A 23,173-nucleotide genomic window follows, 5' to 3' on the forward strand; every position below is an offset into this window, starting at 1 on the left:
TGCCCCCGCCGGGTGATCCCCCGAACACCTCCCGAGAGCGAGCCGGCGCCTGAAGGGAAACGGCCCTCATAAAATGAAGAATTCCGATTGACTTAATAGGAAATGCAGGCCAGGATGGGCGCATGACCTTGACCGCTACCGATTCCGGGACGCGCGCGCTGAGCGGGCGCGCACGCGCCCTCGCAGAAGACAGCGCAGAGTGGCTGCACCGGGTCCGCCTGGACCCGCAGGGCCGCTGGTACGAGAGGCTGCACGCGGACGACGACCACGAGGTGTGGATCATCAGCTGGCTGCCCGGGCAGAGTACCGGCTTCCACGACCACGGCGGCTCGGCGGGCGCGTTCGCCGTCGTCCTGGGAGAGCTGGAAGAGGCCACGGTGGGCGACGCCCGGACCCTGGAGTCCGGCGAGGTGCGCGGTTTCGGCGAACGCCACGTCCACGACGTCCGCAACGTCTCGGCGGCCCCCGCGGTGAGCGTCCACGTCTACTCGCCGCCGCTGTCGAGCATGAACCGCTACGACCTCGGCCCCGAAGGGGAGCTGGTCACCCTGCGGTCGGAGTCGGCGGAGGACTGGTGAGCCGGCCGCCCGGGGCGAGGTCCATCGACGAGATCCTGGAGGAGGCCCGCGCCCGCCTGGTCCGGATCACCCCGGCGGAGGCGCACGCCGAACCGGACGCCCTGCTCATCGACATCAGGCCCGCCGCGCAGCGCGCCGCCGAAGGCGCCGTCGAGGGCGCGCTGATCGTCGAGCGCAACCACCTGGAGTGGCGGTTCGACCCGGAGAGCGACGCCCGCCTGCCCGAGGCCGTCGGCTACGGCGTGCGCGCGGTCGTCTTCTGCTCCGAGGGCTACACCTCCAGCCTGGCCGCGGCCGCGCTGCAGGATCTCGGCCTGTCCCGCGCCACCGACGTCATCGGCGGATTCCTGGCCTGGAAGGAGGCGGGACTGCCCGTCGTCGCGGGCTGAGGCCGTATCCGGATGGACGCGGGAGGAGATCGGGTTAGACTGGGGGGCATGGCAGCCGCTCACCTCGCTCACGAGACGACCACGCCGGGGTTCTCCCCGGCCGTCTGAGCACGCGCGCTGACCATCTGCGACATGCGAAGGGCCCTGGGAGAATTCTCCCGGGGCCTTTTGCTCATTATCCGACCGTTTCACACGATTCAAGGAGTTCCCGTGTCCGAACTGCGCGTCACCCTCGGCGGAAGCGAGCGAGTGGTGGACGCCGGCACCACGGCGGGGCAGGTGCTGGACGGAGGTTCCCGGATCGTCGCGGCCCGGGTCGGCGGTGAGCTGCGCGACCTGGAGTACGTCGTGCGGGACGGGGACGTCGTCGAGGGCGTCGAGATCGACTCCAAGGACGGCCGCGACATCCTGCGCCACTCCACCGCCCACGTGATGGCGCAGGCCGTCCAGGAGATCTTCCCCGAGGCCAAGCTCGGCATCGGGCCGCCGGTCGAGAACGGCTTCTACTACGACTTCGACGTCAAGGAGCCCTTCACCCCCGAGGACCTCAAGCGCGTCGAGAAGCGCATGCGCGAGCTCGTCAAGCAGGGCCAGCGCTTCTCCCGCCGGGTCGTCTCCGACGAGGAGGCCCGTGAGGAACTGGCCTCCGAGCCCTACAAGCTCGAGCTGATCGGCCTGAAGGGCGGCGCGGAGGACGAGGAGTCGGTCGAGGTGGGCGGCGCGGAGCTGACCATCTACGACAACCTCAACGCCAAGACCGGCGAGCTGTGCTGGAAGGACCTCTGCCGCGGCCCGCACCTGCCGACCACCCGCAACATCCCGGCGTTCAAGCTGATGCGCGCCGGCGGAGCGTACTGGCGCGGGAGCGAGAAGAACCCGCAGCTGCAGCGCATCTACGGCACCGCCTGGGAGTCCCGCGAGAAGCAGGACGAGTACCTCAAGATGCTGGAGGAGGCCGAGAAGCGCGACCACCGCAAGCTCGGCGCCGAACTCGACCTGTTCTCCTTCCCCACCGAGATCGGCTCCGGCCTGCCGGTGTTCCACCCCAAGGGCGGAATCATCCGGCGCGAGCTGGAGAACTACTCGCGGCTCCGGCACGAGCAGGCCGGCTACTCCTTCGTCAACACCCCGCACATCACCAAGGGCCACCTGTACGAGATCTCCGGGCACCTCGGCTGGTACCGCGAGGGCATGTTCCCGCCCATGGAGCTGGAGGGGGCCCAGTACTTCCTCAAGCCCATGAACTGCCCCATGCACAACCTGATCTTCGACGCGCGGGGCCGCTCCTACAAGGAGCTGCCGCTGCGGATGTTCGAGTTCGGCACCGTCTACCGGTACGAGAAGTCCGGCGTGGTGCACGGCCTCACCCGGGTGCGCGGCCTGACCCAGGACGACGCGCACATCTACTGCACCCGCAAGCAGATGCAGGACGAGCTGCACTCGCTGCTGAAGTTCGTGCTGGATCTGCTGCGCGACTACGGCCTGGACGACTTCTACCTGGAGCTGTCCACCCGGGACCCGAAGAAGTCCGTCGGGTCGGACGAGGAGTGGGAGGAGGCCACCGAGATGTTGAGGGTGGCCGCCGAGAACTCCGGTCTCGAGCTCACCCCCGACCCGGAGGGCGCCGCCTTCTACGGTCCGAAGATCTCCGTCCAGGCCCGTGACGCGATCGGCCGCACCTGGCAGATGTCCACCATCCAGGTGGACCTCCAGCTGCCCAAGCTGTTCAACCTGGAGTACCAGGCGGCCGACGGCACCCGGCAGCAGCCGGTCATGATCCACCGGGCGCTGTTCGGCTCGATCGAGCGGTTCTTCGGCGTCCTGCTGGAGCACTACGCCGGCGCGATGCCGCCGTGGCTGGCCCCGGTCCAGGTCGTCGGCATCCCGATCGCCGACGAGCACGCGCCCTACCTGGAGGAGATCGCGGCGAAGCTGCGCTCCCACAACATCCGGGTGGAGGTCGACTCCTCGTCCGACCGCATGCAGAAGAAGATCCGCAACGCCCAGAAGCAGAAGGTCCCGTTCATGCTGCTGGCGGGCGACGAAGACGTGTCCAAGGGCGCGGTGTCGTTCCGCTACCGTTCCGGCGAGCAGAACAACGGGGTGCCGGTGGACGAGGCCGTGGCCGAGATAGTGAAGGCCGTCGCCGACCGCGTCCAGGTCTGAGCGCCCGCCGGAGGGGCCGCCCCGCATGGGCGGCCTTTCCGGTGGCCGTGGAAGATCTGTTCTTTGTACGATTCCCCGGGTGACGGTGACACATGACGCTCGTCCCCCGGTGAGAGAACGCCTGCTGGACGCCGCCCGCCTGCTGATCGAGACCCGGGGCTGGCCGCGGCTGCGGGTGGCCCACGTCGCGACCGAGGCCGGGGTCAGCAGGCAGAGCGCCTACAACGAGTTCGGCTCCAAGGCCGCGCTCGGCGAGGCCCTGGTGATCCGGGAGTTCGAGCGGCACCTGACCGGGCTCAGCGAGTGCCTGCTGGACCAGCGGGACGACGTCGAGGCGGCGGTCGTCGAAGGGGTGCTCTACACCTTCCGCCAGGCCGCGCCGGACCCGGTGCTCCGCAGCATCCTCACCAGCGCCAGGCTCGGCTGGTCGGCCGAGGAACTGGTCGACGTGCTGCGCCGAAGGAAGGACCCGCCGCTGGTGATGGCGGTGCAGACCTTCACCGACCTGGTGGCCCGGCACCGTCCGGACCTGGACCCCGAATCGGTCCACCTGGCCGTCGACATGGTCTGCCGGGTGACCATCAGCTACCTGGTCACCCCGCAGGGCACGGCGGAGGAGTCGGCCCGCCGGATCGCGTTGATGGCGACCCGGGTCCTGGGCGTCCCCGTGCGGTAGCCTCTATCACCCCCTACCCCCTAGTAACGATTGTGGGAGCGCCCATGCCGGAGAGCCCTCTGATGCACCGGGTGCTCCGCAGCTCCGGTTACGCGATCACGGCGCTTCTCGTCCTGGCGGCGGTCGGCGTCCTGCTGTGGCCGCTGATGGACGACGGCGCCCCGACCGCGGCGCGTCCCGGGCCCACGGCGCCCGCGCAGCCGGTTCCGGGCACGACCGGGAGCGCCGGCGACCAGGAGGACAACCCGTTCACCGCGCTCGACCCGGGGAAGGGCGTCACGGAGCAGCAGCCGAGGGGGAACGGGCCCTGCGGCACCAAGTCGGCGTACTACAAGCGCGCCGGAAAGGGCATCGAGGTGACCGTCGTCTACACCGGGTTCGGCGCGGTCCGCGCGATCGTGGTGCCGGTCAACGGCGAGCCCGCCGCGCAGAGCTACACCACCTCCGGCGACCCGACCCCGCATGTCTTCAAGTTCGAGGACGTCTCGTCCCAGGCCATCAAGAAGGTCGGCCTGACGGTGATGGGCCGCACGGGCGAGGTGGAGTGCGAGCTCCAGCGCAAGTGAGCGTCCGGGCGGGGTGACCCGCGGGCGGGACGGGTTCAGGCGTGGACGGAGCCCGGCATCCGCACGTCCTCCACGGTCACGTCGACCGAGGAGACCTTCATGCCCAGCATGACCCCCACGCTCCTGGCCACGTTGTTCTTCACCGTCCGGGCGACGTCCATGACGACGCTGCCGTACTCCACGACCAGGGCGAGCTCCAGGGAGATCTCCTCGCCGGTGACGCGGGCCCGCACCCCGGGCTCGCGGCGCCCGTCGCCGCCGATGCGCCGGCGGACCTCCTCCATGGTCTCGGAGGCCTCCCGCCCGCCGCCGAGCGAGGCGACCCCGGAGACCTCCAGCGCGGCCAGGGCGGCGATCTTCTCCACGACCTCGTCCTCGATCCTGATCTGGCCCTTGACGGAGGCGCCGCGGGCGGCGGGCTCCACGGGGGCGCTCTCCGGGGCGGGGGAGGGCGGCTGGACCGGAGCGGGCGGCGCGCTCTGCGGGACCGGTCCCGCGCCGCCGGGCAGGACCTCGCCGCGCAGCGGCGGCGGGAGGGTCGCGCTGAGGCCGCCGGAGGGAGCCGGCGTGGCGGGGGGAGCGGGGAAGAAGGGCATCGCCGACCGCGGTTCGTGCCGGTGCTCGCCGCCGGTGCCGTTGCTGGAGTAGAGGGGGTCGAGATCGGGCATCGCGGTCTCCTGACTGGGGCGCCGCCGGGTACGGTGTCTGCCATCTTGGCGGAGCGTGGCCGGGATACGCCAGACAAGTGCGTTTTTCCTGCTCTTTGTTGCTAAAAGTTAAGTTTGTACGCCCGGTTTCCGGCTCCGCCTCCGTCCCGCCTATCCTGAGCGGGCCTGGTGCTGAGAAAGGGGCGTGGCCGTGGTGAGGGAGCCGTCTGACAGGTCCTCCGAAGCCGAGGAGCAGGAGGGCACGGGCACACCGGACGGTTTCCAGCGGTTGTGGACCCCGCACCGGATGGCCTACATCAAGGGCGAGAACAAGCCGACCGGCCCGGGGGAGGGCGACGGCTGCCCGTTCTGCGAGATCCCCAAGGGCGCCGACGAGGACGGCCTGGTCATCCGCAGGGGCGCCTCGGTCTTCGCGGTCCTCAACCTCTACCCCTACAACACGGGGCACCTCATGGTCTGCCCCTACCGCCACGTGGCCGATTACTCCGAGCTCGACGACGACGAGACGCTGGAGCTCGCCCGGTTCACCCAGCGGGCGATCGGGGCGCTGCGCAAGGCCAGCGGGGCGCACGGCTTCAACGTCGGCATGAACCTCGGCACGGTGGCGGGGGCGGGCATCGCCGCGCACCTGCACCAGCACGTCGTCCCGCGCTGGGGCGGCGACACCAACTTCATGCCGGTGATCGGCCGCACCAAGGTGCTGCCCCAGCTGCTGCGCGACACCCGCGCCCTCCTCGCGGAGGCCTGGCCCGAGGACTGAGCGCCGGACCCCCGGGCCCCGGGGCAGCCACTACGATGGCGGAGCCCTGCAATCGATGGTTTGGACGAAGATGCTCAACCGCTTGCGGCCCGCGCTCGCCAAGGTGGTGACCCCGATCGGGAGGACGCTCGCCCGCACCGGAGTCACCCCCAACGTGATCACCGTGACGGGCACCGTCGGCGTCGCCGCCGGTGCGCTGCTGTTCTACCCGCGGGGCGAGCTGTTCTGGGGCACCGTCGCGATCACCGCCTTCGTCTTCTTCGACATGTTCGACGGCGCCGTCGCCCGGATCACCGGCAAGACCGGGACCTGGGGCGCCTTCCTGGACTCCACCATGGACCGGGTCGGGGACGCCGCCATCTTCGCCGGGCTGATCCTGTGGTTCACCGGCGCGGGCGACAACGCGCTGCTGTCCTGGCTCGCCCTGTTCTGCCTGGTCGCCGGGGTCGTCATCTCCTACGCCAAGGCGCGGGCCGAGGGCCTGGGCCTCACCTGCGACGTCGGCATCGCCGAGCGCTCGGAGCGGCTCGTCATCAGCCTGGTCGCGGCGGGCCTGCACGGGCTGGGCGTCCCCTACGCGCTGCACGTCGGCCTGAGCCTGCTGGCGGTCCTCAGCACCGTCACGGTCGCGCAGCGCTTCCACGTCGTCCACCAGCAGTCCGCCGGCCGGGTCGCCTCGTGAGCGGGGCGGCCGAACTCCGGGACAAGGCCTTCGACAACCTCTACGCGCTGGGCTGGACGGCCGTCAAGCACATGCCCGAGGGAGCCGCCCGCCGCCTCTTCCGGCGGATCGCGGACCGCACGTGGGCCAAGCGGGGCAAGGGCGTCCGGCAGCTGGAGAAGAACCTCGCCCGGGTGCTCGGCGTCCCGCCGCAGGATCCGAGGGTGCGCCGGCTCAGCCGCGAGGCCATGCGCTCCTACCTGCGCTACTGGCTGGAGAGCTTCCGCCTGCCCGTCATGAGCGAGGAGCGCATCGTCTCGGGGATGAACATCACCGGCTACGAGCAGATCGAAAGAATCCTCGGCGAGGGCAGGGGAGTGGTGGTGGCGCTCCCGCACATGGGCAACTACGACCACGCCGGGGCCTGGCTGGTGCTGAGGGGGCGCGCGCTCACCACGGTGGCCGAACGGCTGAAGCCCGAGTCGCTCTTCGAGCGCTTCGTCGCCTACCGCGAGTCCCTGGGCTTCGAGATCCTGCCGCTGACCGGAAGCGACGTGTCGGTCTTCGGCGTGCTGGCGCGGCGGCTGCGCGAGGGCAAGGTGGTGTGCCTGGTGGCCGACCGGGACCTGACCGCCACCGGGATCGAGGTCGACTTCTTCGGCGGCCCGGCCCGGCTGCCCGGCGGGCCCGCCGCCCTGGCGGTCCAGACGAACGCCGCCCTCCTGCCGGTCACCCTGTGGTATGAAAAAGACGGCTGGGGCGCGCGCGTGCACGAGGAGATCCCCGATCCCGGGGAGGGCGACCGCAAGGCCCGCACCCGCGCGATGACCCAGTCGCTGGCCGACGCCTTCGCCGAGGGCATTTCCGCTCACCCCGCGGACTGGCACATGCTGCAGAAGGTCTGGGTGGAGGATCTGTCTTGAAGATCGGCATCGTCTGTCCCTACACCTGGGACGTCCCCGGCGGAGTGCAGCAGCACATCCGCGATCTGGCCGAGGCGCTGCTGGCGCTGGGCCACGAGGTGTCGGTGATCACACCGGTCGACGACGACGACACCGTGCTGCCCCCCTACGTCGTGGCGGCGGGCCGGGCGGTGCCGGTGCCCTACAACGGCTCGGTGGCCCGGCTGGCGTTCGGCTTCCTGTCGGCGAGCAGGGTGCGCCGCTGGATCCGCGAGGGCGGCTTCGACGTCCTGCACATCCACGAGCCCGCCGCGCCGAGCCTGGGCCTGCTGGCCTGCTGGGCGGCGGACGGGCCGATCGTGGCGACCTTCCACGCCTCCTACGAGAAGTCCCGCGCGGTCACCGTCTCGGCGCCGATCCTGCAGAGCGCCCTGGAGAAGATCACCGGCCGGATCGCGGTGTCGGAGGCCGCCCGCAACACCCTGGTGGAGCATCTGGGCGGCGACGCCGTCCTCATCCCCAACGGGGTCGCCACCGAGCGGTACGCGTCGGCCGAACCGCTGCCCGGTTGGGACAGCAGGGACGACGGGGGCTCCCTGGGCTTCCTCGGCCGCATGGACGAGCCGCGCAAGGGCCTGCAGGTGCTGCTGACGGCCTTCGAGACGCTCGGCAGGCAACGGCCGGGCCTGCGCCTGCTGGTGGCCGGTCCGGGCGACGCCGAGGACGTGCTGTCCAAGGTCTCGCCCGAGCTGCGGGACCGGGTCGTGGTGCTGGGCATGGTCAGCGAGGAGGACAAGATCCGCGCCTACCACTCGGTCGACGTGTTCGTCGCGCCGAACCTGGGCGGGGAGAGCTTCGGCATCGTGCTCACCGAGGCGATGTCGTCCGGGGCCCCGATCCTGGCCAGCGACATCGAGGCGTTCCGCCGCGTGCTGCAGGACGGCCGGGCCGGGGCGCTGTTCACCACCGGCGACGCCGGTTCGCTGGCGGCGGAGGCGGGGGCGCTGCTGGACGACCCGGCGCGGCGCAAGGAGCTGTCCAAGGCCGCTCGGACCGCGGTGCGGGCCTACGACTGGTCGACTGTCGCCCGCGACGTGCTGCACGTCTACGAGACGGTCGTGGTCGGCGCGGTCGGAGTGGTGGAGTCGGCCCCGCGATGAACCTCCTGCTCGACCTGCTGGTCGTCCTCCTGGCGCTCTTCCTGCTCAGCACCTACCTGTCCTGGCGGGCGGGCCGGCTCGACCGGCTGCACGCCCGGGTGGACCTGGCCAGGGCGGGGCTGGACGCGGCGCTGGTGCGCCGGGCCGCGGTCTCCCTGGAGCTGGCCGCCTCCCGGGTGCTGGACCCGGCCACCAGCCTGGTGCTGGCCACCGCGGCCCACCAGGCGCGCACGGCCGATCCCGAGCAGCGCGAGTTCGCCGAGAGCGACCTGTCGCGGGCGCTGCGGGCGGTGCTGGAGCAGCCGGGCTTCCGCGGCGCCGTGGAGCGGGAGGGCGACGCCCTCCTGGAGGAGCTGGAGACCGCGGCGCAGAAGGTCGCCTTCGCCCGCCGCTTCTACAACGACGCCGTGGCCACGACGAGGATCGCGCGCCGCAGGCCGCTGGCCCGGGTCCTGCCCCTCGCCGGACATGCGCCTTTGCCGGAGTTCTTTGAGATCGACGACGTTCCGCCCGAAGTGTTGTAATTCCGGTATCTTCGTCGCGGCATGTCGTCGGGGCGAGAGGCAGTACCTGTGCAGCGTGTTTCACGGCGCGGCTTCACCTTCACCATGGCGGGACTGGTCCTCGGGGCCGCCGGCTGCTCCTCCGGAGAGGAGAAGCCGAAGAGCACCCCCCAGGCGGGTACGCCGACACCTACGCCCACCCCCACCCCGACGGGCCTGGGCTACCACCCCTTCAACGGCGGGAAGAAGGGGCTGCGGAACAAGGTCCTGGCCGTCAAGGTCGACAACACCGGCCCCGCCCACCCCCAGGAGGGGCTGCGCTCGGCCGACATCGTCTACGTCGAGCAGGTCGAGGGCGGTGAGACCCGGATCATGGCGGTCTTCTGCTCTCAGTTCCCCAAGAGGGTCGGGCCCGTCCGCAGCGCCAGGATCTCCGACCTGCACCTGCTCGACCAGTTCCGCAGCCCCGTGTTCGCCTTCTCCGGCGTCCAGTCGAAGATGAAGCCCATGATCCGCGAGGCCGACCTGATCGACGTCTCCCAGGACAACGGGGCCGGGGGCTACTTCCGCTACGGCGGAGGACGCTCGGGGGGGCGCTACGCCCCCTACAACCTCTTCGGCGACCCCCGAAGTTTTCTGCGCCAGGCGCGCAAGGCCGGCCGCGCCCGCGACATCGGCTTCCGCTTCGGGCCCGCGCCCGAAGGCGGGCGCCCCCTCGAGCAGTTCACCGCGCGGTGGCCGGCCGAGAGCCTCACCTTCAGATGGTCGGCCAGGCAGAAGCGCTGGCTGAGCTCCCACAACGGCACCGTCAACACCGCCGCGGAGGGCGGGGTCCTGGGCGGCCGGACGATCGTGATCCAGTACGTCAGGACCACCCGGTCGAAGTTCCACGACTTCCTGGGCTCCTACACTCCGCTGCTGCACACCACCGGCAGGGGCAAGGCCCTCGTCCTGCGGGACGGCAAGGCCTACGACTGCACCTGGTCGCGCCCGTCGCGGCGCAAGGGCACCGTCTTCACCACCGAGGGGGGCGAGCGGATGACCTTCGCCCCCGGCCAGGTCTGGGTGGTGCTGGTCAACAAGGACAAACCTGTCGTGCCGTGATGAAATCCTCATTTCCACAGGGTGCGGGTCGAGCCCGGTGGGGAGCAGGCAATATCATGGAAGACGCCCGTTTCGCCGACCTTTCAAAGGAACAACCCGTGACTACCACTTCCCCTGCCGACAACACTCCCGCCCTCGGCACCGCACGTGTCAAGCGCGGTATGGCGGAGATGCTCAAGGGCGGGGTGATCATGGACGTGGTCACGCCCGATCAGGCCAAGATCGCCGAGGACGCGGGGGCCGTCGCGGTCATGGCGCTGGAGCGGGTCCCCGCCGACATCCGCGTCGAGGGCGGGGTCTCCCGCATGAGCGACCCCGACATGATCGACGGGATCATCGACGCGGTCTCCATCCCGGTCATGGCCAAGGCCAGGATCGGACACTTCGTCGAGGCCCAGGTGCTGCAGGCCCTCGGCGTCGACTACATCGACGAGTCCGAGGTCCTCACCCCCGCCGACTACGTCAACCACATCGACAAGTGGGCCTTCACCGTCCCCTTCGTCTGCGGCGCGACCAACCTGGGCGAGGCGCTGCGCCGGATCACCGAGGGCGCCGCCATGATCCGCTCCAAGGGCGAGGCCGGCACCGGCGACGTCTCCAACGCCACCACCCACATGCGCCAGCTGCGCGACGAGATCCGCCGCCTGTCCTCGCTGCCCGAGGACGAGCTGTACGTCGCGGCCAAGGAGCTGCAGGCCCCCTACGACCTGGTCAAGGAGGTGGCGCGGGCCGGGAAGCTGCCGGTCGTGCTGTTCACCGCCGGCGGCATCGCCACCCCGGCCGACGCCGCGATGATGATGCAGCTGGGCGCCGAGGGCGTGTTCGTGGGCTCCGGGATCTTCAAGTCCGGCGACCCGGTCAAGCGGGCCGAGGCGATCGTCAAGGCCACCACCTTCCACGACGACCCCGACGTCATCGCCAAGGTCTCCCGCGGGCTGGGCGAGGCCATGGTCGGCATCAACGTGGGCTCCCTGCAGGAGTCGGAGAAGTTCGCCGGGCGCGGCTGGTAACGAGCGGCGGTAACCCCTCCCACCGGCGGTGGCCGAGGGGTTACGCTTACCGCGGCCGTTCAGGGGCGGGCGTTCGGCCGGGAGGGGCGGGGCATGGGCTGGTCTGCGGCGTTCGCGTGCGCGAGCATCGGCGAGCCGGGGCGGGTCTTCCGCCCCGGGCTGGAGAACGACGAGGGCGCGGCGCTGGAGCTGGCGCGGCGGCTGTATCCGGCCGCGGTGGTCGAGGACGCGGGACGGACCGTCCTGGACTTCGCGCTGTGGCCCTACGACGACGAGCTGTTCATCGGCGTCTACGACGGCGCGCTGCTCGTCTGCGACCGGCGGTTGTGCGGCCTGGACGAGGGGGCGCGGGGCATCGCCGACACGATCGCCTCGGTCCTGCCCGGCTCCGGCTGCGGAGTCCTGGTCCTGCACAGCGAGGCGCGGGGCTGCTGGTTCCGCCGCTACCGCGAGGGCTCCCTCGTCCGGGACGTCTACCTGACCGCGGAGGACGGGGTCGTCGTCGACCAGGGCGAGCCGCTGCCGCCCGAGTCCCCCTACTGGAAGGCGATCGAGGCGAGGGAGGCGGACGTGCCGCTGCCCTTCGGCCCCGAGGAGTACGGGCTCGCCCTCGCCGCCGACCTGTTCGGCCACGATCTCACCGTCCGGGGCGACGACGGCTTCCTGCCCCTGGAACTGCCGGTGCGGCGGTTCCGCCTGGCCTAGCGGCCGGGGACCCGAGGGCGAGGGAAGATCGCGGACCCGGTGCGGCGTTCTACACTGAAGTCCAACCTGAGAGGTCCCTGTCTTGTCCGTCATCATCGGTGTGCTCGCCCTGCAGGGCGACGTCCGAGAGCACGCCCGCGCCCTGGAGTCCTGCGGCGCGCACCCCCTGGCCGTCCGCCGCGCCGACGAGCTGGACCGACTCGACGGGCTGGTGATCCCCGGCGGGGAGTCCACCGCGATGTGGAAGCTCCTGCGCGCCTTCGACCTGCTGGAGCCCCTGCGCAAGCGGCTCGAGGCCGGGCTGCCCGCCTACGGCTCGTGCGCCGGCATGATCATGCTGGCCGACCGGATCGTGGACGGCGCGGCCGGCCAGGAGACCCTCGGCGGCATCGACATGACGGTGCGCCGCAACGCCTTCGGTCGCCAAGTGGACTCCTACGAGTCTACGATTCAGTTCAACGGCAGCCCGCTGGAGGCGGTCTTCATCCGGGCCCCCTGGGTGGAATCCGTCGGTGAGGGGGTGGAGGTCCTCGGACGCGTCGAACGTCCTCATCGCCCCGACGCGGGAGCAGAACATAGGATCGTCGCGGTCCGGCAGGGACGTCTCATGGCGACCGCCTACCATCCCGAACTCACCGGGGACCACACCGTGCACCGCTACTTCACCGAGCTGGTGCGTCAGACGAAGGACGAGGAGTAGAGAGCATGTCCGGCCACTCCAAATGGGCGACGACCAAGCACAAGAAGGCGGCCCTGGACGCCAGGCGGGGCAAGCTCTTCGCCAAGCTGATCAAGAACATCGAGGTCGCGGCCAGGGTCGGCGGTCCCGACCCCGAGTCCAACCCGACCCTGTTCGACGCGATCTACAAGGCCAAGAAGAACTCGGTCCCCAACGACAACATCGAGCGCGCCCGCAAGCGCGGCGGCGGCCTGGAGGCCGGCGGCGCCGACTGGCAGACGATCATGTACGAGGGCTACGCGCCCGGCGGCGTGGCCGTGCTCATCGAGTGCCTCACCGACAACCGCAACCGCGCCGCCTCCGAGGTGCGCGTGGCGCTGACCCGCAACGGCGGCTCCCTGGCCGACCCGGGCTCGGTGTCCTACATGTTCAACCGCAAGGGCGTCGTGGTCGTGCCCAAGGAGGGCACCACCGAGGACGACGTCATGATGGCGGCGCTGGACGCGGGCGCCGAGGAGATCAACGACCTCGGCGAGAACTTCGAGGTGGTCTGCGAGGCGGGCGACCTGCTGACCGTCCGCAAGGCCGTCCAGGAGGCCGGGATCGACTACGAGTCGGCGGAGAGCTCCTTCCTGCCGACCATGCAGATCGAGCTGGACGCCGAGGGCGCCCGCAAGGTCTTCCGGCTGATCGAGGCGCTGGAGGACAGCGACGACGTGCAGAACGTCTGGGCCAACTTCGACGTCAGCGACAGCGTGCTCGCGGAGCTGAACGAGGACGACTGATCGACCCCCGCGCCGTCCGCGCCACGGGCGCGCGCGGCGCGGTAGGGTTTTCTGCGAACTGGTGTTCGGACGATGGTCAGGGGTGGCGGTTGCGGGTGCTGGGAGTGGACCCGGGGCTCACCCGGTGCGGAGTGGGCGTCGTGGAAGGGGTTCCCGGCGCGCCGCTGACCCTGGTGCACGTCGGGGTCATCCGCACCGACGCCGACCTGGACCAGGCCGAACGCCTCCTGCTCATCGAGCAGGGCCTGGAGCGGATCCTGGAGGAGTTCTCGCCCGAGGCGGTGGCCGTCGAGCGGGTCTTCGCCCAGCACAACGTCAGCACGGTGATCGGCACCGCGCAGGCCGCCGGGGTGGCGATGCTCTGCGGGGCCCGGCGGGGCCTGCCGGTCGCCACGCACACTCCCAGCGAGGCCAAGGCCGCGATCACCGGCAGCGGCCGGGCGGACAAGGCGCAGGTCACCCTGATGGTCACCCGGCTGCTGCGGTTGAGCGCCGCGCCCAAGCCTGCGGACGCGGCGGACGCGCTGGCGCTGGCGATCTGCCATGTGTGGCGGGGAGGGGCCCAGGCCAGGCTGGCCGCGGCCCGGCGAGGAACGGGAGGCAGGCGATGATCGCCTTCATCAGCGGCCGGGTGGACTCCACCGGGGCCGAGGGCGCCGTGCTGGAGGTCGGCGGGGTGGGCCTGTCCCTCCTGTGCACCCCGCACACCGCCGCCGCGCTCACGCCGGGGGAGCAGGCCCGGCTGGCCACCTCCCTGGTGGTGCGCGAGGACTCGCTGACCCTCTACGGCTTCGCCGACGACGACGAGCGGGTGGTCTTCGAGCTGGTGCAGACGGCCAGCGGGGTCGGGCCCAAGGTGGCGCTGGCGATGCTGGCCACGCACAGCCCGAACGCGATCCGGCGGGCCGTGGCCACCGGCGACGCCCGCGCGCTGACCCTGGTGCCCGGCATCGGCCCCAAGGGCGCCCAGAAGATCATCCTGGAGCTCAAGGACAAGCTGGGGATGCCGGTCGGCGCCGCCGCCGACGAGCAGGTGCCGCGGCAGCGGGTGCAGCCGTGGCGCGAGCAGGTGGCCGCCGGCCTGCAGAGCCTCGGCTGGGCCGCCCGCGACGCCGACGCCGCGGTCGCCGCGGTCGCCGACGAGCTGGACGGCGAGCAGGTGCCCCCGATTCCCGAGCTGCTCAAGGCGGCCCTGCGGAAGCTGAGCCGCCCGTGAACGAGGAACGGCTCGTCTCCGCCGAGCAGAGCGTCGAGGACCAGGCGATCGACGCCGCGCTGCGGCCCAAGCAGCTCGACGACTTCATCGGCCAGGAGCGGGTGCGCGAGCAGCTCTCCCTGGTGCTGCACAGCGCGCTGCGCCGGGGCAGGACCCCCGACCACGTGCTGCTGTCGGGCGGCCCGGGGCTGGGCAAGACCACCCTCGCCATGATCATCGCCGCCGAGCTGGGCAAGCCGCTGCGCATCACCTCGGGTCCGGCCATCGAGCGCGCCGGGGACCTCGCCGCGGTGCTGTCCACGCTCAGCGAGGGCGAGGTGCTCTTCCTCGACGAGATCCACCGGATGGCCCGCCCCGCCGAGGAGATGCTCTACCTGGCGATGGAGGACTTCCGGGTCGACGTGGTGGTCGGCAAGGGCCCGGGAGCCACCGCGATCCCGCTGGACATCGCCCGCTTCACCCTGGTCGGCGCGACGACCCGGGCCGGCATGCTGCCGGGCCCGCTGCGCGACAGGTTCGGCTTCACGGCTCACATGGACTTCTACGAGCCGGCCGAGCTCGAGGTGATCGTCCGCCGTTCGGCCGGGCTGCTGGGCGTGCGGATCGACGACGAGGCCGCGGCCGAGGTCGCCTTCCGCTCCCGCGGCACCCCCCGGATCGCCAACCGGCTGCTGCGCCGGGTGCGCGACTACGCCGAGGTCAGGGCCGACGGGCGGGTCACCAGGGAGCTGGCCAGGGCCGCCCTGAAGCTGTACGAGGTGGACGAGGAGGGCCTGGACCGGCTGGACCGCGCGGTGCTGCGCGCCCTGCTGACCAAGTTCGGCGGGGGGCCGGTGGGCCTGTCGACCCTGGCGGTCAGCGTGGGCGAGGAGCCCGAGACCGTGGAGGTCGTGGCCGAGCCCTTCCTGGTGCGCCAGGGCCTGCTGGCCCGCACCGCCCGCGGCCGGGTCGCGACCGCCGCCGCCTGGGAGCACCTGGGGCTGACGCCGCCTCCGTCGGCGGGGCTACCCACCGGTACGGGCGCCGCGCCCGCCACGGGCGCGCTGTTCGACGTGGACACCGAACCCGACTAGCCTGACCGCTGAGTTCCGGGAACTTCGGGGCGGGTTGAGTCGTCACGTCTTTGCCGGTGGGACTTCCAATCTCTACACTCCGGGACTTGGCCGCCGGTAACCAGCCTGACCAAAAGACCAGAAACAGGACGATATGTCGATTCTCGCAGCAGAGCAGCAGGGTAATGCGCTCGCCTCCTTTCTCCCGCTGATCCTCATCGCGGTGGCGTTCTACTTCTTCCTGATCCGACCGCAGAAGAAGCGCCAGCAGGAACAGCAGAAGATGCAGCAGAGCCTGCAGCCCGGGACCCGCATCGTGACGGCGGGCGGCATCTACGGCACCGTCCTGGACAACGACGAGGGCGACCTCCTGCTGGAGATCGCCGAGGGCGTCGAGATCCGCCTTCTGGCCGGGGCCGTCGCGCGCGTGGTGGAAGAGGCCGAGTACGTCGACGAGGACGAGGCGCCCGCCGAGGAGGAGTCCGGCTCGGTCGACCTGTCCAAGTCCAAGGACGGTGAACCCGCCTCCGAGTCCTCGCAGGCAGTCGACAAGGCCTGACGAAGGCCCCCTACGGAAGAATTGACGACCAGTGGCGTCCAACCGAAACGTCCCCAACCCGGTCCGTACGCTCGTGGTGCTCTTCGCCGTGCTCGGGCTGCTGACCGGCGTGATGTTCCTGCAGGGCACGTCGACTCCCAAGCTCGGCCTCGACCTCGCGGGTGGCACGACCGTCACGATGACGGCGCAGACCGAGAGCGGCAAGAACGCTCCCGCGGAGCAGATGGACCAGGCCATCAAGATCATCCGTGACCGGGTGAACGGGTCGGGCCTGACCGACGCCGAGGTCACCAAGCAGGGCGACAACGTCATCGTGGTCTCCGTGCCCGGCGACGAGAACGACCAGAAGCAGATCATCGATCTGGTCGGCACCACGGCCCAGCTGCAGTTCCGCCAGGTGCTGGTGACCGGGGTCGGCTCGACCGCCCTGGCGCCCACCGCGGAGCCGACCGCGGCCGATCCGACCGCGGCCGACCCGACCGTCAGCCCCACGCGGAGCCCGGCCGTCACGCCGCCCGGCCCCTCGGCCGAGCCGAGCGCGAAGCCCTCGGGCAACAACCGGGCCCTGTCGGGGTCCCTGGTGGCCGAGCCGACCGCGAGCCCCGGATCCTCGCCCAGCAAGACCCCCTCTCCCGAGAAGTCCGACGACAAGAAGGACGACGCGGAGAGCGCCGACGAGGACGCCGCCGGCGATGCCGGAGAGGACTTCTCCAAGGTCGACGACAAGAAGGTCGTCGCGCTCTACAAGGCGACGAACTGCGGGCCCAACGGCACCAAGGTCCCGGGCGCCGACGACGCGAACGCCAAGTACGTGGTGTCCTGCGAGACGGACGGCTCCTACAAGTACATCCTCGGCCCGACCCGGGTGCACGGCACCGAGGTCGACCAGGCTTCGGCCCAGCCGCCGAACTCGCAGACCGGCCAGAACGGCTGGGAGGTGGCCCTGCAGTTCAAGAAGAAGGGCGCCGAGCAGTTCGGCCAGCTCACCAAGGAGGCCGACCAGGCCTACCAGAGCAACCCCTACTCGCCCGAGGCGCAGATCGCGATCGTGCTGGACGGCCAGGTCATGTCGGCCCCCTCGATCAACCAGGGAGCCATCCTGGGCGGCACCGCCAGCATCTCCGGCGGGAGCGACTTCAACCAGGAGTACTCCGAGGGCCTGGCCCAGGTGCTCAAGTACGGCGCGCTGCCGCTGAAGTTCCCCGAGGACAAGCGCACCGTCGAGTCGATCTCCTCCTCGCTCGGCGCCGACCAGCTGCGCGGCGGCCTCATCGCCGGCGGGATCGGCCTGATCCTCGTGGTGCTGTACTGCTTCCTGTACTACCGGGCGCTCGGCCTGGTCGCGGTGCTCAGCCTCGGGATCGCCGCGGCGATCACCTACCTGTCGGTGGTGATCCTGGGCGAGAACCTCGGATTCCGGCTCTCGCTGCCGCACATCATCGGTCTGATCGTCTCGATCGGCATCACCGCCGACTCGTTCATCATCTACTTCGAGCGGCTGCGAGACGAGCTCAAACTCGGCCGCTCGCTGCGACCCTCGGTCGAATCGTCCTGGACCCGGGCGCGGCGCACCATCATCGTCGCCGACTCGGTGACGTTCCTGGCGGCGCTGGTGCTGTACTTCCTGGCCGTCGGCGGCATTCGGGGCTTCGCCTTCGCGATGGGCCTGACCACCCTGATCGACCTGGTCGTGGTCTTCTTCTTCACCAAGCCGCTGGTCGCCGTACTGGCCCGGCGTAAGTTCTTCGCGACCGGGCACAAGTGGTCGGGGCTGGACTCCATCCAGCTGAGCAAGCCCACTCCGCACTTCCGCGCGACGAAGCACCAGGAGGCCTGATGCCGTTCTCAAGCGTCATCCGGCGGTTCGTCCGCGGTGACATCGCCGCCGACATCGTCGGCCGTCCGAAGCTCTGGTATTCCATCTCCGCCCTGCTGGTCCTCTTCTCGATCGTCGGCCTGCTGGTCCGCGGCCTGAACTTCGGCGTGGAGTTCACCGGCGGCTCGGTGTTCACGGTCAACGCCCCCAAGGCCTCCATCGAGCAGGTCCGCGAGTCGGTGGACAGCCAGACCGGCGCCGAGTCGATCGTGCAGAAGGCCGGCAGCAACTGGCGGGTCACCACCAGCGAGCTGACCAGCGGCGAGATCGCGCAGGTGGAGCAGCACGTCAGCGAAGAGCTGGGCATCCCGGAGAAGGAGATCAGCTCTCAGCAGGTCGGCTCGACCTGGGGCGGCGACGTCAGCGAGAAGGCCTGGCAGGCGCTGATCGTCTTCATGATCCTGATCGTGATCTACCTGTCGGTGATGTTCGAGTCGCGGATGGCGCTGGCGGCCATGGTCGCGCTGCTCCACGACCTGATCATCACCGCGGGCATCTATGCCTGGTCGGGCTTCCACGTCACTCCGGCGACCCTGCTGGGCTTCCTGACCATCCTCGGGTACTCGCTGTACGACGCCGTCGTCGTGTTCGACATGATCAAGGAGGTCACCAAGCCGCTGAACGAACGGTCGAAGATCACCTACAGCCAGGCCGCCAACCAGGCGCTCAGCAGCACCCTGGTGCGCTCGCTGAACACCACCCTGGTGGCGATCCTGCCGGTGGCCTCGATCCTGTTCATCGGCTCGACCCTGCTGGGCGCCGGCACCCTGAAGGACCTGGCGCTGTCCCTGTTCGTCGGCATGATCGTGGGCACCTACTCCTCGATCTGCGTGGCGACCCCGATGCTGGTGCAGCTCAAGGAGCGCGAGCCCCTGTACACGAAGCTGCGCGAGAACGTCGCGCGCCGGGAGTCCAGCTCCAAGCGCCAGAAGAACGCGGGGGACGCGGACGTCGAGGGCTCCGAGGCGGGTCTCGACGACGAGGACGCGGACGAGGCGATCGCCGAGCCCGACTCCGGGTCCGCCACCGCGGTCAAGGTCGTGCAGACCGGGACGCGCAAGCAGCCCAAGAAGGGCACCCGGAGCGACAGGCGCTCCTGACGAACACCACCCGGAAGGTGCATGATCGGTCCGCGGACGCGATCATGCACCTTCCGTCATGAGGAAGGAAGAAAGACCCCCATGTCCCTGCAACAGAGGATCAGCGCATTGATCCGGGACGTTCCCGACTACCCCCAGCCGGGAGTCCTGTTCAAGGACATCACCCCCCTGCTGCACGACGCCGCCGTCTTCCAGGCCGTGATCTCCGCCATCGCCGAGCAGGCCGGTCCGGTGGACAAGGTGGCGGGCCTGGAGGCCAGGGGCTTCCTGCTGGCCGCTCCGGTGGCGCTGGAGCTGGGCGCGGGACTCGTTCCGGTCCGTAAATCGGGAAAGCTGCCTTCGGAGACGTACGCCGAGACCTATGATCTGGAGTACGGCACCGCGACGATCGAGGTTCACCGGGACGCCTTCGAGCCCGGAGACCGCGTCCTGATCGTCGACGACGTGCTGGCGACCGGGGGCACCGCGGAGGCGGCCGCCTCGCTGGTCCGCCGGGCGGGTGCCGAGGTCCACGGTCTCAGCGTGCTGATGGAACTCACCTTCCTGAACGGGCGGGACCGGTTCGTGGATCTTCCCGTCCACTCCCTGGTCGTGGTCTGACCTTAAAGAGACTTTCGGTCAACAGTCCGAAGGTTCCCGATACACTGGGTTTTTACCAGGGAATCGTTCGACGACGAGGAGGCTGGGTGCCCGGTGAGACGGCTGGGACGGGAACGCGCGTGAGCACGCCCGTCCACGGCGGCCCAGGTCCGGATGAGGCCGCGCCGGAGGCGACGAGCCGTCCGGCGTCCTCGGGGGCGAGCGCCTCGGCGGCCTCGTCGTCCATCCCCCCGTCCGCGGCCAGGGTTCGTCGACGGCTCGCCAGGCTGGGCGCCCAGCGCGGTCCCATCATGAATCCGGTGCTCGAACCACTGATCAAGACGGTCCGCAACACGCACCCGAAGGCGGACGTAAGGCTGATCGAGCGCGCCTACGACGTGGCGGCGCACCACCACCGCCACCAGAAGCGCAAGAGCGGCGACCCCTACATCACCCATCCGCTGGCCGTGACGACCATCCTGGCCGAGCTGGGCATGTCCACCGAGACGCTGTGCGCGGCGCTGCTGCACGACACGGTGGAGGACACCTCCTACACCCTGGAGGAGCTGCGCTCGGACTTCGGCGACGAGATCGCCGCGCTGGTCGACGGCGTCACCAAGCTCGACAAGGTCAAGTACGGGGACGCCGCCGAGGCCGAGACCGTGCGCAAGATGGTCGTGGCCATGGCCCGGGACATCCGGGTGCTGGTGATCAAGCTGGCGGACCGGCTGCACAACATGCGCACCCTGCGCTACATGCCCCGCCACAAGCAGGAGAAGAAGGCCCGCGAGACGCTGGAGATCTTCGCTCCGCTCGCCCACCGCCTGGGCATGAACACCCTCAAGTGGGAGCTGGAGGACCTGTCCTTCGCCACCCTCTACCCCAAGCGCTTCGAGGAGATCGCCCGGCTGGTCTCCGAGCGCGCCCCGCGCCGCGACGTCTTCCTGCAGGAGGTCATCGAGAACGTCTCGGCCGACCTGCGCGAGGCGCGGATCAAGGCGACCGTCACCGGCCGGCCCAAGCACTACTACTCGATCTACCAGAAGATGATCGCCCGGGACTGCTCGTTCGAGGACATCTACGACCTCGTCGGCATCCGGGTGCTGGTGGACAGCGTCCGCGACTGCTACGCGGCCCTCGGCTCGATCCACGCGCGATGGAACCCGGTCCCCGGCCGGTTCAAGGACTACATCGCGATGCCGAAGTTCAACATGTACCAGTCGCTGCACACCACGGTGATCGGCCCCGAGGGCAAGCCGGTGGAGCTGCAGATCCGCACCTGGGGCATGCACCGGCGCGCGGAGTACGGCGTCGCGGCGCACTGGAAGTACAAGGAGGAGACCGTGGCCGGCCGCAAGGCCGCCGACATGCAGTGGCTGCGCCAGTTGCTGGACTGGCAGAAGGAGACCGCCGACCCGGCGGAGTTCCTGGAGTCGCTGCGCTTCGACCTCTCGGTCTCGGAGGTCTTCGTCTTCACGCCCCAGGGCGACGTCATGGCGCTGCCCCAGGGGGCGACCCCGATCGACTTCGCCTACGCCATCCACACCGAGGTCGGCCACCGCACCATCGGGGCGCGGGTCAACGGGCGGCTGGTGCCGCTGGAGTCGACCCTGGACAACGGCGACTCGGTGGAGATCTTCACCTCCAAGGCGCAGGACGCGGGCCCGTCCCGCGACTGGCTGGGCTTCGTCAAGAGCGCCCGCGCCCGCAACAAGATCCGGCACTGGTTCTCCAAGGAGCGCCGGGACACCGCGATCGAGTCCGGCAAGGAGTCGATCGCCCGCGCGATGCGCAAGCAGAACCTGCCCCTGCAGCGCATGATGTCGGGGGAGGCGCTGCTGGCCCTGTCCCGCGACCTGCGCTATCCGGACGTCTCGGCCCTGTACGCCGCGGTGGGCGAGGGCCACATCTCGGCCCAGGCCGTGGTGCAGAAACTGGTCCAGGCGCTGGGCGGGGTGGAGAGCGCGGACGAGGACCTGGCCGAGCTGGCCATCCCGACCAAGCGCCGGGCCCGCCGCGCGGGTCCCGTCGGCGACCCGGGCGTGATGGTGGCGGGCGATCCCGACGTCTGGGTCCGCCTGTCGCGCTGCTGCACGCCCGTTCCCGGCGACGACATCCTCGGGTTCGTCACCCGCGGCAGCGGCGTCTCGGTGCACCGCACCAACTGCGTCAACATCGAGCAGCTCCGGAGCCAGCCCGACCGCCTGATCGACGTGAAGTGGTCGCCCGGCGAGGACTCGGTGTTCCTGGTCGCCATCCAGGTCGAGGCCCTGGACCGGCCCCGGCTCCTGTCGGACGTCACCCGGGTGCTGTCGGACCATCACGTCAACATCCTGTCGGCCACCGTCGCCACCACCCGCGACCGCGTCGCCACCAGCCGGTTCACCTTCGAGATGGGCGATCCCAAGCATCTGGGCCACGTCCTGAAGGCGGTCCGCACCATAGACGGCGTCTACGACGTCTACCGCGTCAACAACGGAGCGAGCTGACCCGCCCCCCGAAATGGGGGTTTCTGTGAAGATGGTCAGGAAAGATCAACAAACTGCCTACCTGTCGGGTCTGAACGGCGTATTTTGGATCCTGGCCGGATTCGGACGGCCTGATTTCCCACCGCCTTCTCCGCAGGAGCCGTGACAGTGACGCCGCCACCGGGTTTCAAGATCGATGAGACCGTTCCGCACCAGGCCAGGGTCTGGAACTACTATCTGGGCGGCAAGGACTACTACGAGGCCGACCGGGTCTTCGGCGAGCAGATCCTGCAGGCCTACCCGGCGACCCGGGACGTCGCGCGGCACACGCGGGGGTTCCTCACCCGCGCGATCGGCCACCTGACGTCCGAGGTGGGGATCCGCCAGTTCCTGGACATCGGCACCGGGCTCCCGACCGCCGGCAACACCCACGAGATCGCCCAGGGGATCGCGCCCGAGTCCCGCATCGTCTACGTCGACAACGACCCGCTGGTGCTGGTCCACGCCCAGGCGCTGCTGACCAGCACTCCCGAGGGCGCGTGCGCCTACCTGGACGCCGACGCCCGCGAGCCCGAGCGGCTCCTGGAGCGGGCCGCCGAGACCCTGGACTTCGGCAGGCCGATCGCGCTCAGCATCCTGGGCGTCCTGGGCATGGTCTGGGACGACGAGGAGGCCCGGGACATCCTGAGGCGGCTGCTGGAGCCGCTGGCCCCCGGCAGCTACCTGGTGCTGGAGGACGGCACGAACACCGTCGACGCCGAGGCGGCGGAAGAGGCCGAGAAGATCCGGGACGAGGAGGGCGGCTACCACTACAAGCTGCGCACCCCCGAGCAGATCGCTCTCTTCTTCGACGGGCTGGAACTGCTGGAGCCCGGTGTGGTCTCGGTCTCGCACTGGCGGCCCGAGGAGAACCCGTGGGGCCTGCCCGCCGAGGTCGACGCCTACTGCGGGGTCGCTCTCAAGAAGTGAATCCGCGCCGGAAGGCCGGTGAACGCCGAAGCGGCGGGGAGC

The 23,173-nt window shown here is 70.3% G+C and carries 25 protein-coding genes; 24 read left to right on the forward strand and 1 reads right to left on the reverse strand.

Features of this window, described 5'->3' with window-relative positions:
* The first annotated feature begins 122 nt into the window (after window positions 1-122).
* The 5 genes from ABD327_RS30685 (at window position 123) to ABD327_RS30705 (ending at window position 4,375) form a co-directional block, all read left to right on the forward strand.
* A complete protein-coding gene (locus ABD327_RS30685) occupies window positions 123-578 on the forward strand; it encodes a cysteine dioxygenase (protein ID WP_344455667.1) in 456 nt (151 codons plus the stop codon).
* Window positions 575-967, forward strand: coding sequence for a rhodanese-like domain-containing protein (locus ABD327_RS30690; protein WP_344455669.1), 393 nt, complete (start codon window positions 575-577; stop codon window positions 965-967). The genes ABD327_RS30685 and ABD327_RS30690 overlap by 4 nt, the downstream gene beginning before the upstream one ends.
* 210 nt (window positions 968-1,177) lie before the next feature.
* Complete coding sequence (gene thrS, locus ABD327_RS30695; protein WP_344455671.1) at window positions 1,178-3,133, forward strand: threonine--tRNA ligase; 1,956 nt, start codon at window positions 1,178-1,180, stop codon at window positions 3,131-3,133.
* Between the two features lie 79 nt (window positions 3,134-3,212).
* Entirely contained in the window at window positions 3,213-3,809 is a 597-nt protein-coding gene (locus ABD327_RS30700) for a TetR/AcrR family transcriptional regulator (RefSeq protein WP_344455673.1), read from the forward strand.
* Window positions 3,810-3,853: 44 nt separating this feature from the next.
* On the forward strand, window positions 3,854-4,375 hold the full coding sequence (locus ABD327_RS30705; RefSeq protein ID WP_344455675.1) for a hypothetical protein: 522 nt from the start codon (window positions 3,854-3,856) through the stop codon (window positions 4,373-4,375).
* A 35-nt stretch (window positions 4,376-4,410) separates the two neighbouring features.
* Here ABD327_RS30705 and ABD327_RS30710 read toward each other — a convergent pair whose 3' ends face one another.
* Window positions 4,411-5,043: an Asp23/Gls24 family envelope stress response protein gene (locus tag ABD327_RS30710; RefSeq protein ID WP_344455677.1), complete on the reverse strand. Its 633-nt coding sequence runs from the start codon at window positions 5,041-5,043 to the stop codon at window positions 4,411-4,413.
* A gap of 193 nt (window positions 5,044-5,236) precedes the next feature.
* Here ABD327_RS30710 and ABD327_RS30715 point away from each other — a divergent pair, with 193 nt between their 5' ends.
* The 19 genes from ABD327_RS30715 (at window position 5,237) to ABD327_RS30805 (ending at window position 23,131) form a co-directional block, all read left to right on the forward strand.
* Window positions 5,237-5,803 (forward strand): HIT family protein, encoded by a 567-nt coding sequence (locus tag ABD327_RS30715; RefSeq protein WP_425547262.1) that lies wholly within the window; start codon window positions 5,237-5,239, stop codon window positions 5,801-5,803.
* Between the two features lie 70 nt (window positions 5,804-5,873).
* Window positions 5,874-6,485, forward strand: coding sequence for a phosphatidylinositol phosphate synthase (gene pgsA, locus ABD327_RS30720; protein ID WP_344455844.1), 612 nt, complete (start codon window positions 5,874-5,876; stop codon window positions 6,483-6,485).
* The gene (locus tag ABD327_RS30725; protein WP_344455679.1) at window positions 6,482-7,387 is read left to right on the forward strand and encodes a phosphatidylinositol mannoside acyltransferase; all 906 of its coding nucleotides are present in this window, start codon (window positions 6,482-6,484) and stop codon (window positions 7,385-7,387) included. Before pgsA ends, ABD327_RS30725 begins: the two co-directional genes overlap by 4 nt.
* Window positions 7,384-8,526, forward strand: a complete 1,143-nt coding sequence (locus tag ABD327_RS30730) for a glycosyltransferase family 4 protein (protein WP_344455681.1) — start codon at window positions 7,384-7,386, stop codon at window positions 8,524-8,526. Before ABD327_RS30725 ends, ABD327_RS30730 begins: the two co-directional genes overlap by 4 nt.
* Entirely contained in the window at window positions 8,523-9,050 is a 528-nt protein-coding gene (locus ABD327_RS30735; protein ID WP_344455683.1) for a LemA family protein, read from the forward strand. The genes ABD327_RS30730 and ABD327_RS30735 overlap by 4 nt, the downstream gene beginning before the upstream one ends.
* Window positions 9,051-9,098: 48 nt before the next feature.
* Entirely contained in the window at window positions 9,099-10,133 is a 1,035-nt protein-coding gene (locus tag ABD327_RS30740; RefSeq protein WP_344455685.1) for a DUF3048 domain-containing protein, read from the forward strand.
* A 98-nt stretch (window positions 10,134-10,231) separates the two neighbouring features.
* Window positions 10,232-11,143: a pyridoxal 5'-phosphate synthase lyase subunit PdxS gene (gene pdxS / locus ABD327_RS30745; protein ID WP_425547263.1), complete on the forward strand. Its 912-nt coding sequence runs from the start codon at window positions 10,232-10,234 to the stop codon at window positions 11,141-11,143.
* Between the two features lie 93 nt (window positions 11,144-11,236).
* Entirely contained in the window at window positions 11,237-11,848 is a 612-nt protein-coding gene (locus ABD327_RS30750; protein ID WP_344455689.1) for a DUF6928 family protein, read from the forward strand.
* 82 nt (window positions 11,849-11,930) lie between these two features.
* Entirely contained in the window at window positions 11,931-12,548 is a 618-nt protein-coding gene (gene pdxT, locus ABD327_RS30755) for a pyridoxal 5'-phosphate synthase glutaminase subunit PdxT (protein WP_344455691.1), read from the forward strand.
* A gap of 5 nt (window positions 12,549-12,553) precedes the next feature.
* Window positions 12,554-13,312, forward strand: a complete 759-nt coding sequence (locus tag ABD327_RS30760; protein ID WP_344455694.1) for a YebC/PmpR family DNA-binding transcriptional regulator — start codon at window positions 12,554-12,556, stop codon at window positions 13,310-13,312.
* An 89-nt stretch (window positions 13,313-13,401) separates the two neighbouring features.
* The gene (ruvC, locus tag ABD327_RS30765) at window positions 13,402-13,923 is read left to right on the forward strand and encodes a crossover junction endodeoxyribonuclease RuvC (protein ID WP_344455696.1); all 522 of its coding nucleotides are present in this window, start codon (window positions 13,402-13,404) and stop codon (window positions 13,921-13,923) included.
* The gene (ruvA, locus tag ABD327_RS30770) at window positions 13,920-14,528 is read left to right on the forward strand and encodes a Holliday junction branch migration protein RuvA (RefSeq protein ID WP_344455699.1); all 609 of its coding nucleotides are present in this window, start codon (window positions 13,920-13,922) and stop codon (window positions 14,526-14,528) included. Before ruvC ends, ruvA begins: the two co-directional genes overlap by 4 nt.
* A complete protein-coding gene (gene ruvB, locus ABD327_RS30775; RefSeq protein ID WP_344455702.1) occupies window positions 14,525-15,601 on the forward strand; it encodes a Holliday junction branch migration DNA helicase RuvB in 1,077 nt (358 codons plus the stop codon). The genes ruvA and ruvB overlap by 4 nt, the downstream gene beginning before the upstream one ends.
* Window positions 15,602-15,734: 133 nt before the next feature.
* Entirely contained in the window at window positions 15,735-16,139 is a 405-nt protein-coding gene (gene yajC, locus ABD327_RS30780) for a preprotein translocase subunit YajC (RefSeq protein ID WP_344455704.1), read from the forward strand.
* 31 nt (window positions 16,140-16,170) lie between these two features.
* Window positions 16,171-17,976 (forward strand): protein translocase subunit SecD, encoded by a 1,806-nt coding sequence (gene secD / locus ABD327_RS30785; RefSeq protein ID WP_344455706.1) that lies wholly within the window; start codon window positions 16,171-16,173, stop codon window positions 17,974-17,976.
* On the forward strand, window positions 17,976-19,115 hold the full coding sequence (gene secF, locus ABD327_RS30790; RefSeq protein ID WP_344455708.1) for a protein translocase subunit SecF: 1,140 nt from the start codon (window positions 17,976-17,978) through the stop codon (window positions 19,113-19,115). The genes secD and secF overlap by 1 nt, the downstream gene beginning before the upstream one ends.
* 81 nt (window positions 19,116-19,196) lie before the next feature.
* Window positions 19,197-19,715, forward strand: coding sequence for an adenine phosphoribosyltransferase (locus ABD327_RS30795; protein WP_344455711.1), 519 nt, complete (start codon window positions 19,197-19,199; stop codon window positions 19,713-19,715).
* 119 nt (window positions 19,716-19,834) lie between these two features.
* Complete coding sequence (locus tag ABD327_RS30800) at window positions 19,835-22,183, forward strand: RelA/SpoT family protein (RefSeq protein ID WP_425547264.1); 2,349 nt, start codon at window positions 19,835-19,837, stop codon at window positions 22,181-22,183.
* Between the two features lie 147 nt (window positions 22,184-22,330).
* Complete coding sequence (locus ABD327_RS30805) at window positions 22,331-23,131, forward strand: SAM-dependent methyltransferase (RefSeq protein ID WP_344455713.1); 801 nt, start codon at window positions 22,331-22,333, stop codon at window positions 23,129-23,131.
* Window positions 23,132-23,173: the final 42 nt, after the last annotated feature.

Source organism: Actinocorallia aurantiaca, assembly GCF_039533685.1.
Classification (GTDB): Bacteria; Actinomycetota; Actinomycetes; order Streptosporangiales; family Streptosporangiaceae; genus Actinocorallia; species Actinocorallia aurantiaca.

Bases quoted from the DNA above. Each gene is read 5' to 3' on its own strand.
- ABD327_RS30685 (WP_344455667.1), top strand. From the start codon at position 123: ATGACCTTGACCGCTACCGATTCCGGGACGCGCGCGCTGAGCGGGCGC.
- ABD327_RS30705 (WP_344455675.1), top strand. From the start codon at position 3,854: ATGCCGGAGAGCCCTCTGATGCACCGGGTGCTCCGCAGCTCCGGTTAC.
- ABD327_RS30710 (WP_344455677.1), bottom strand. From the start codon at position 5,043: ATGCCCGATCTCGACCCCCTCTACTCCAGCAACGGCACCGGCGGCGAG.
- pgsA (WP_344455844.1), top strand. From the start codon at position 5,874: ATGCTCAACCGCTTGCGGCCCGCGCTCGCCAAGGTGGTGACCCCGATC.
- ABD327_RS30735 (WP_344455683.1), top strand. From the start codon at position 8,523: ATGAACCTCCTGCTCGACCTGCTGGTCGTCCTCCTGGCGCTCTTCCTG.
- ABD327_RS30750 (WP_344455689.1), top strand. From the start codon at position 11,237: ATGGGCTGGTCTGCGGCGTTCGCGTGCGCGAGCATCGGCGAGCCGGGG.
- ABD327_RS30760 (WP_344455694.1), top strand. From the start codon at position 12,554: ATGTCCGGCCACTCCAAATGGGCGACGACCAAGCACAAGAAGGCGGCC.
- ruvA (WP_344455699.1), top strand. From the start codon at position 13,920: ATGATCGCCTTCATCAGCGGCCGGGTGGACTCCACCGGGGCCGAGGGC.
- yajC (WP_344455704.1), top strand. From the start codon at position 15,735: ATGTCGATTCTCGCAGCAGAGCAGCAGGGTAATGCGCTCGCCTCCTTT.
- secF (WP_344455708.1), top strand. From the start codon at position 17,976: ATGCCGTTCTCAAGCGTCATCCGGCGGTTCGTCCGCGGTGACATCGCC.
- ABD327_RS30795 (WP_344455711.1), top strand. From the start codon at position 19,197: ATGTCCCTGCAACAGAGGATCAGCGCATTGATCCGGGACGTTCCCGAC.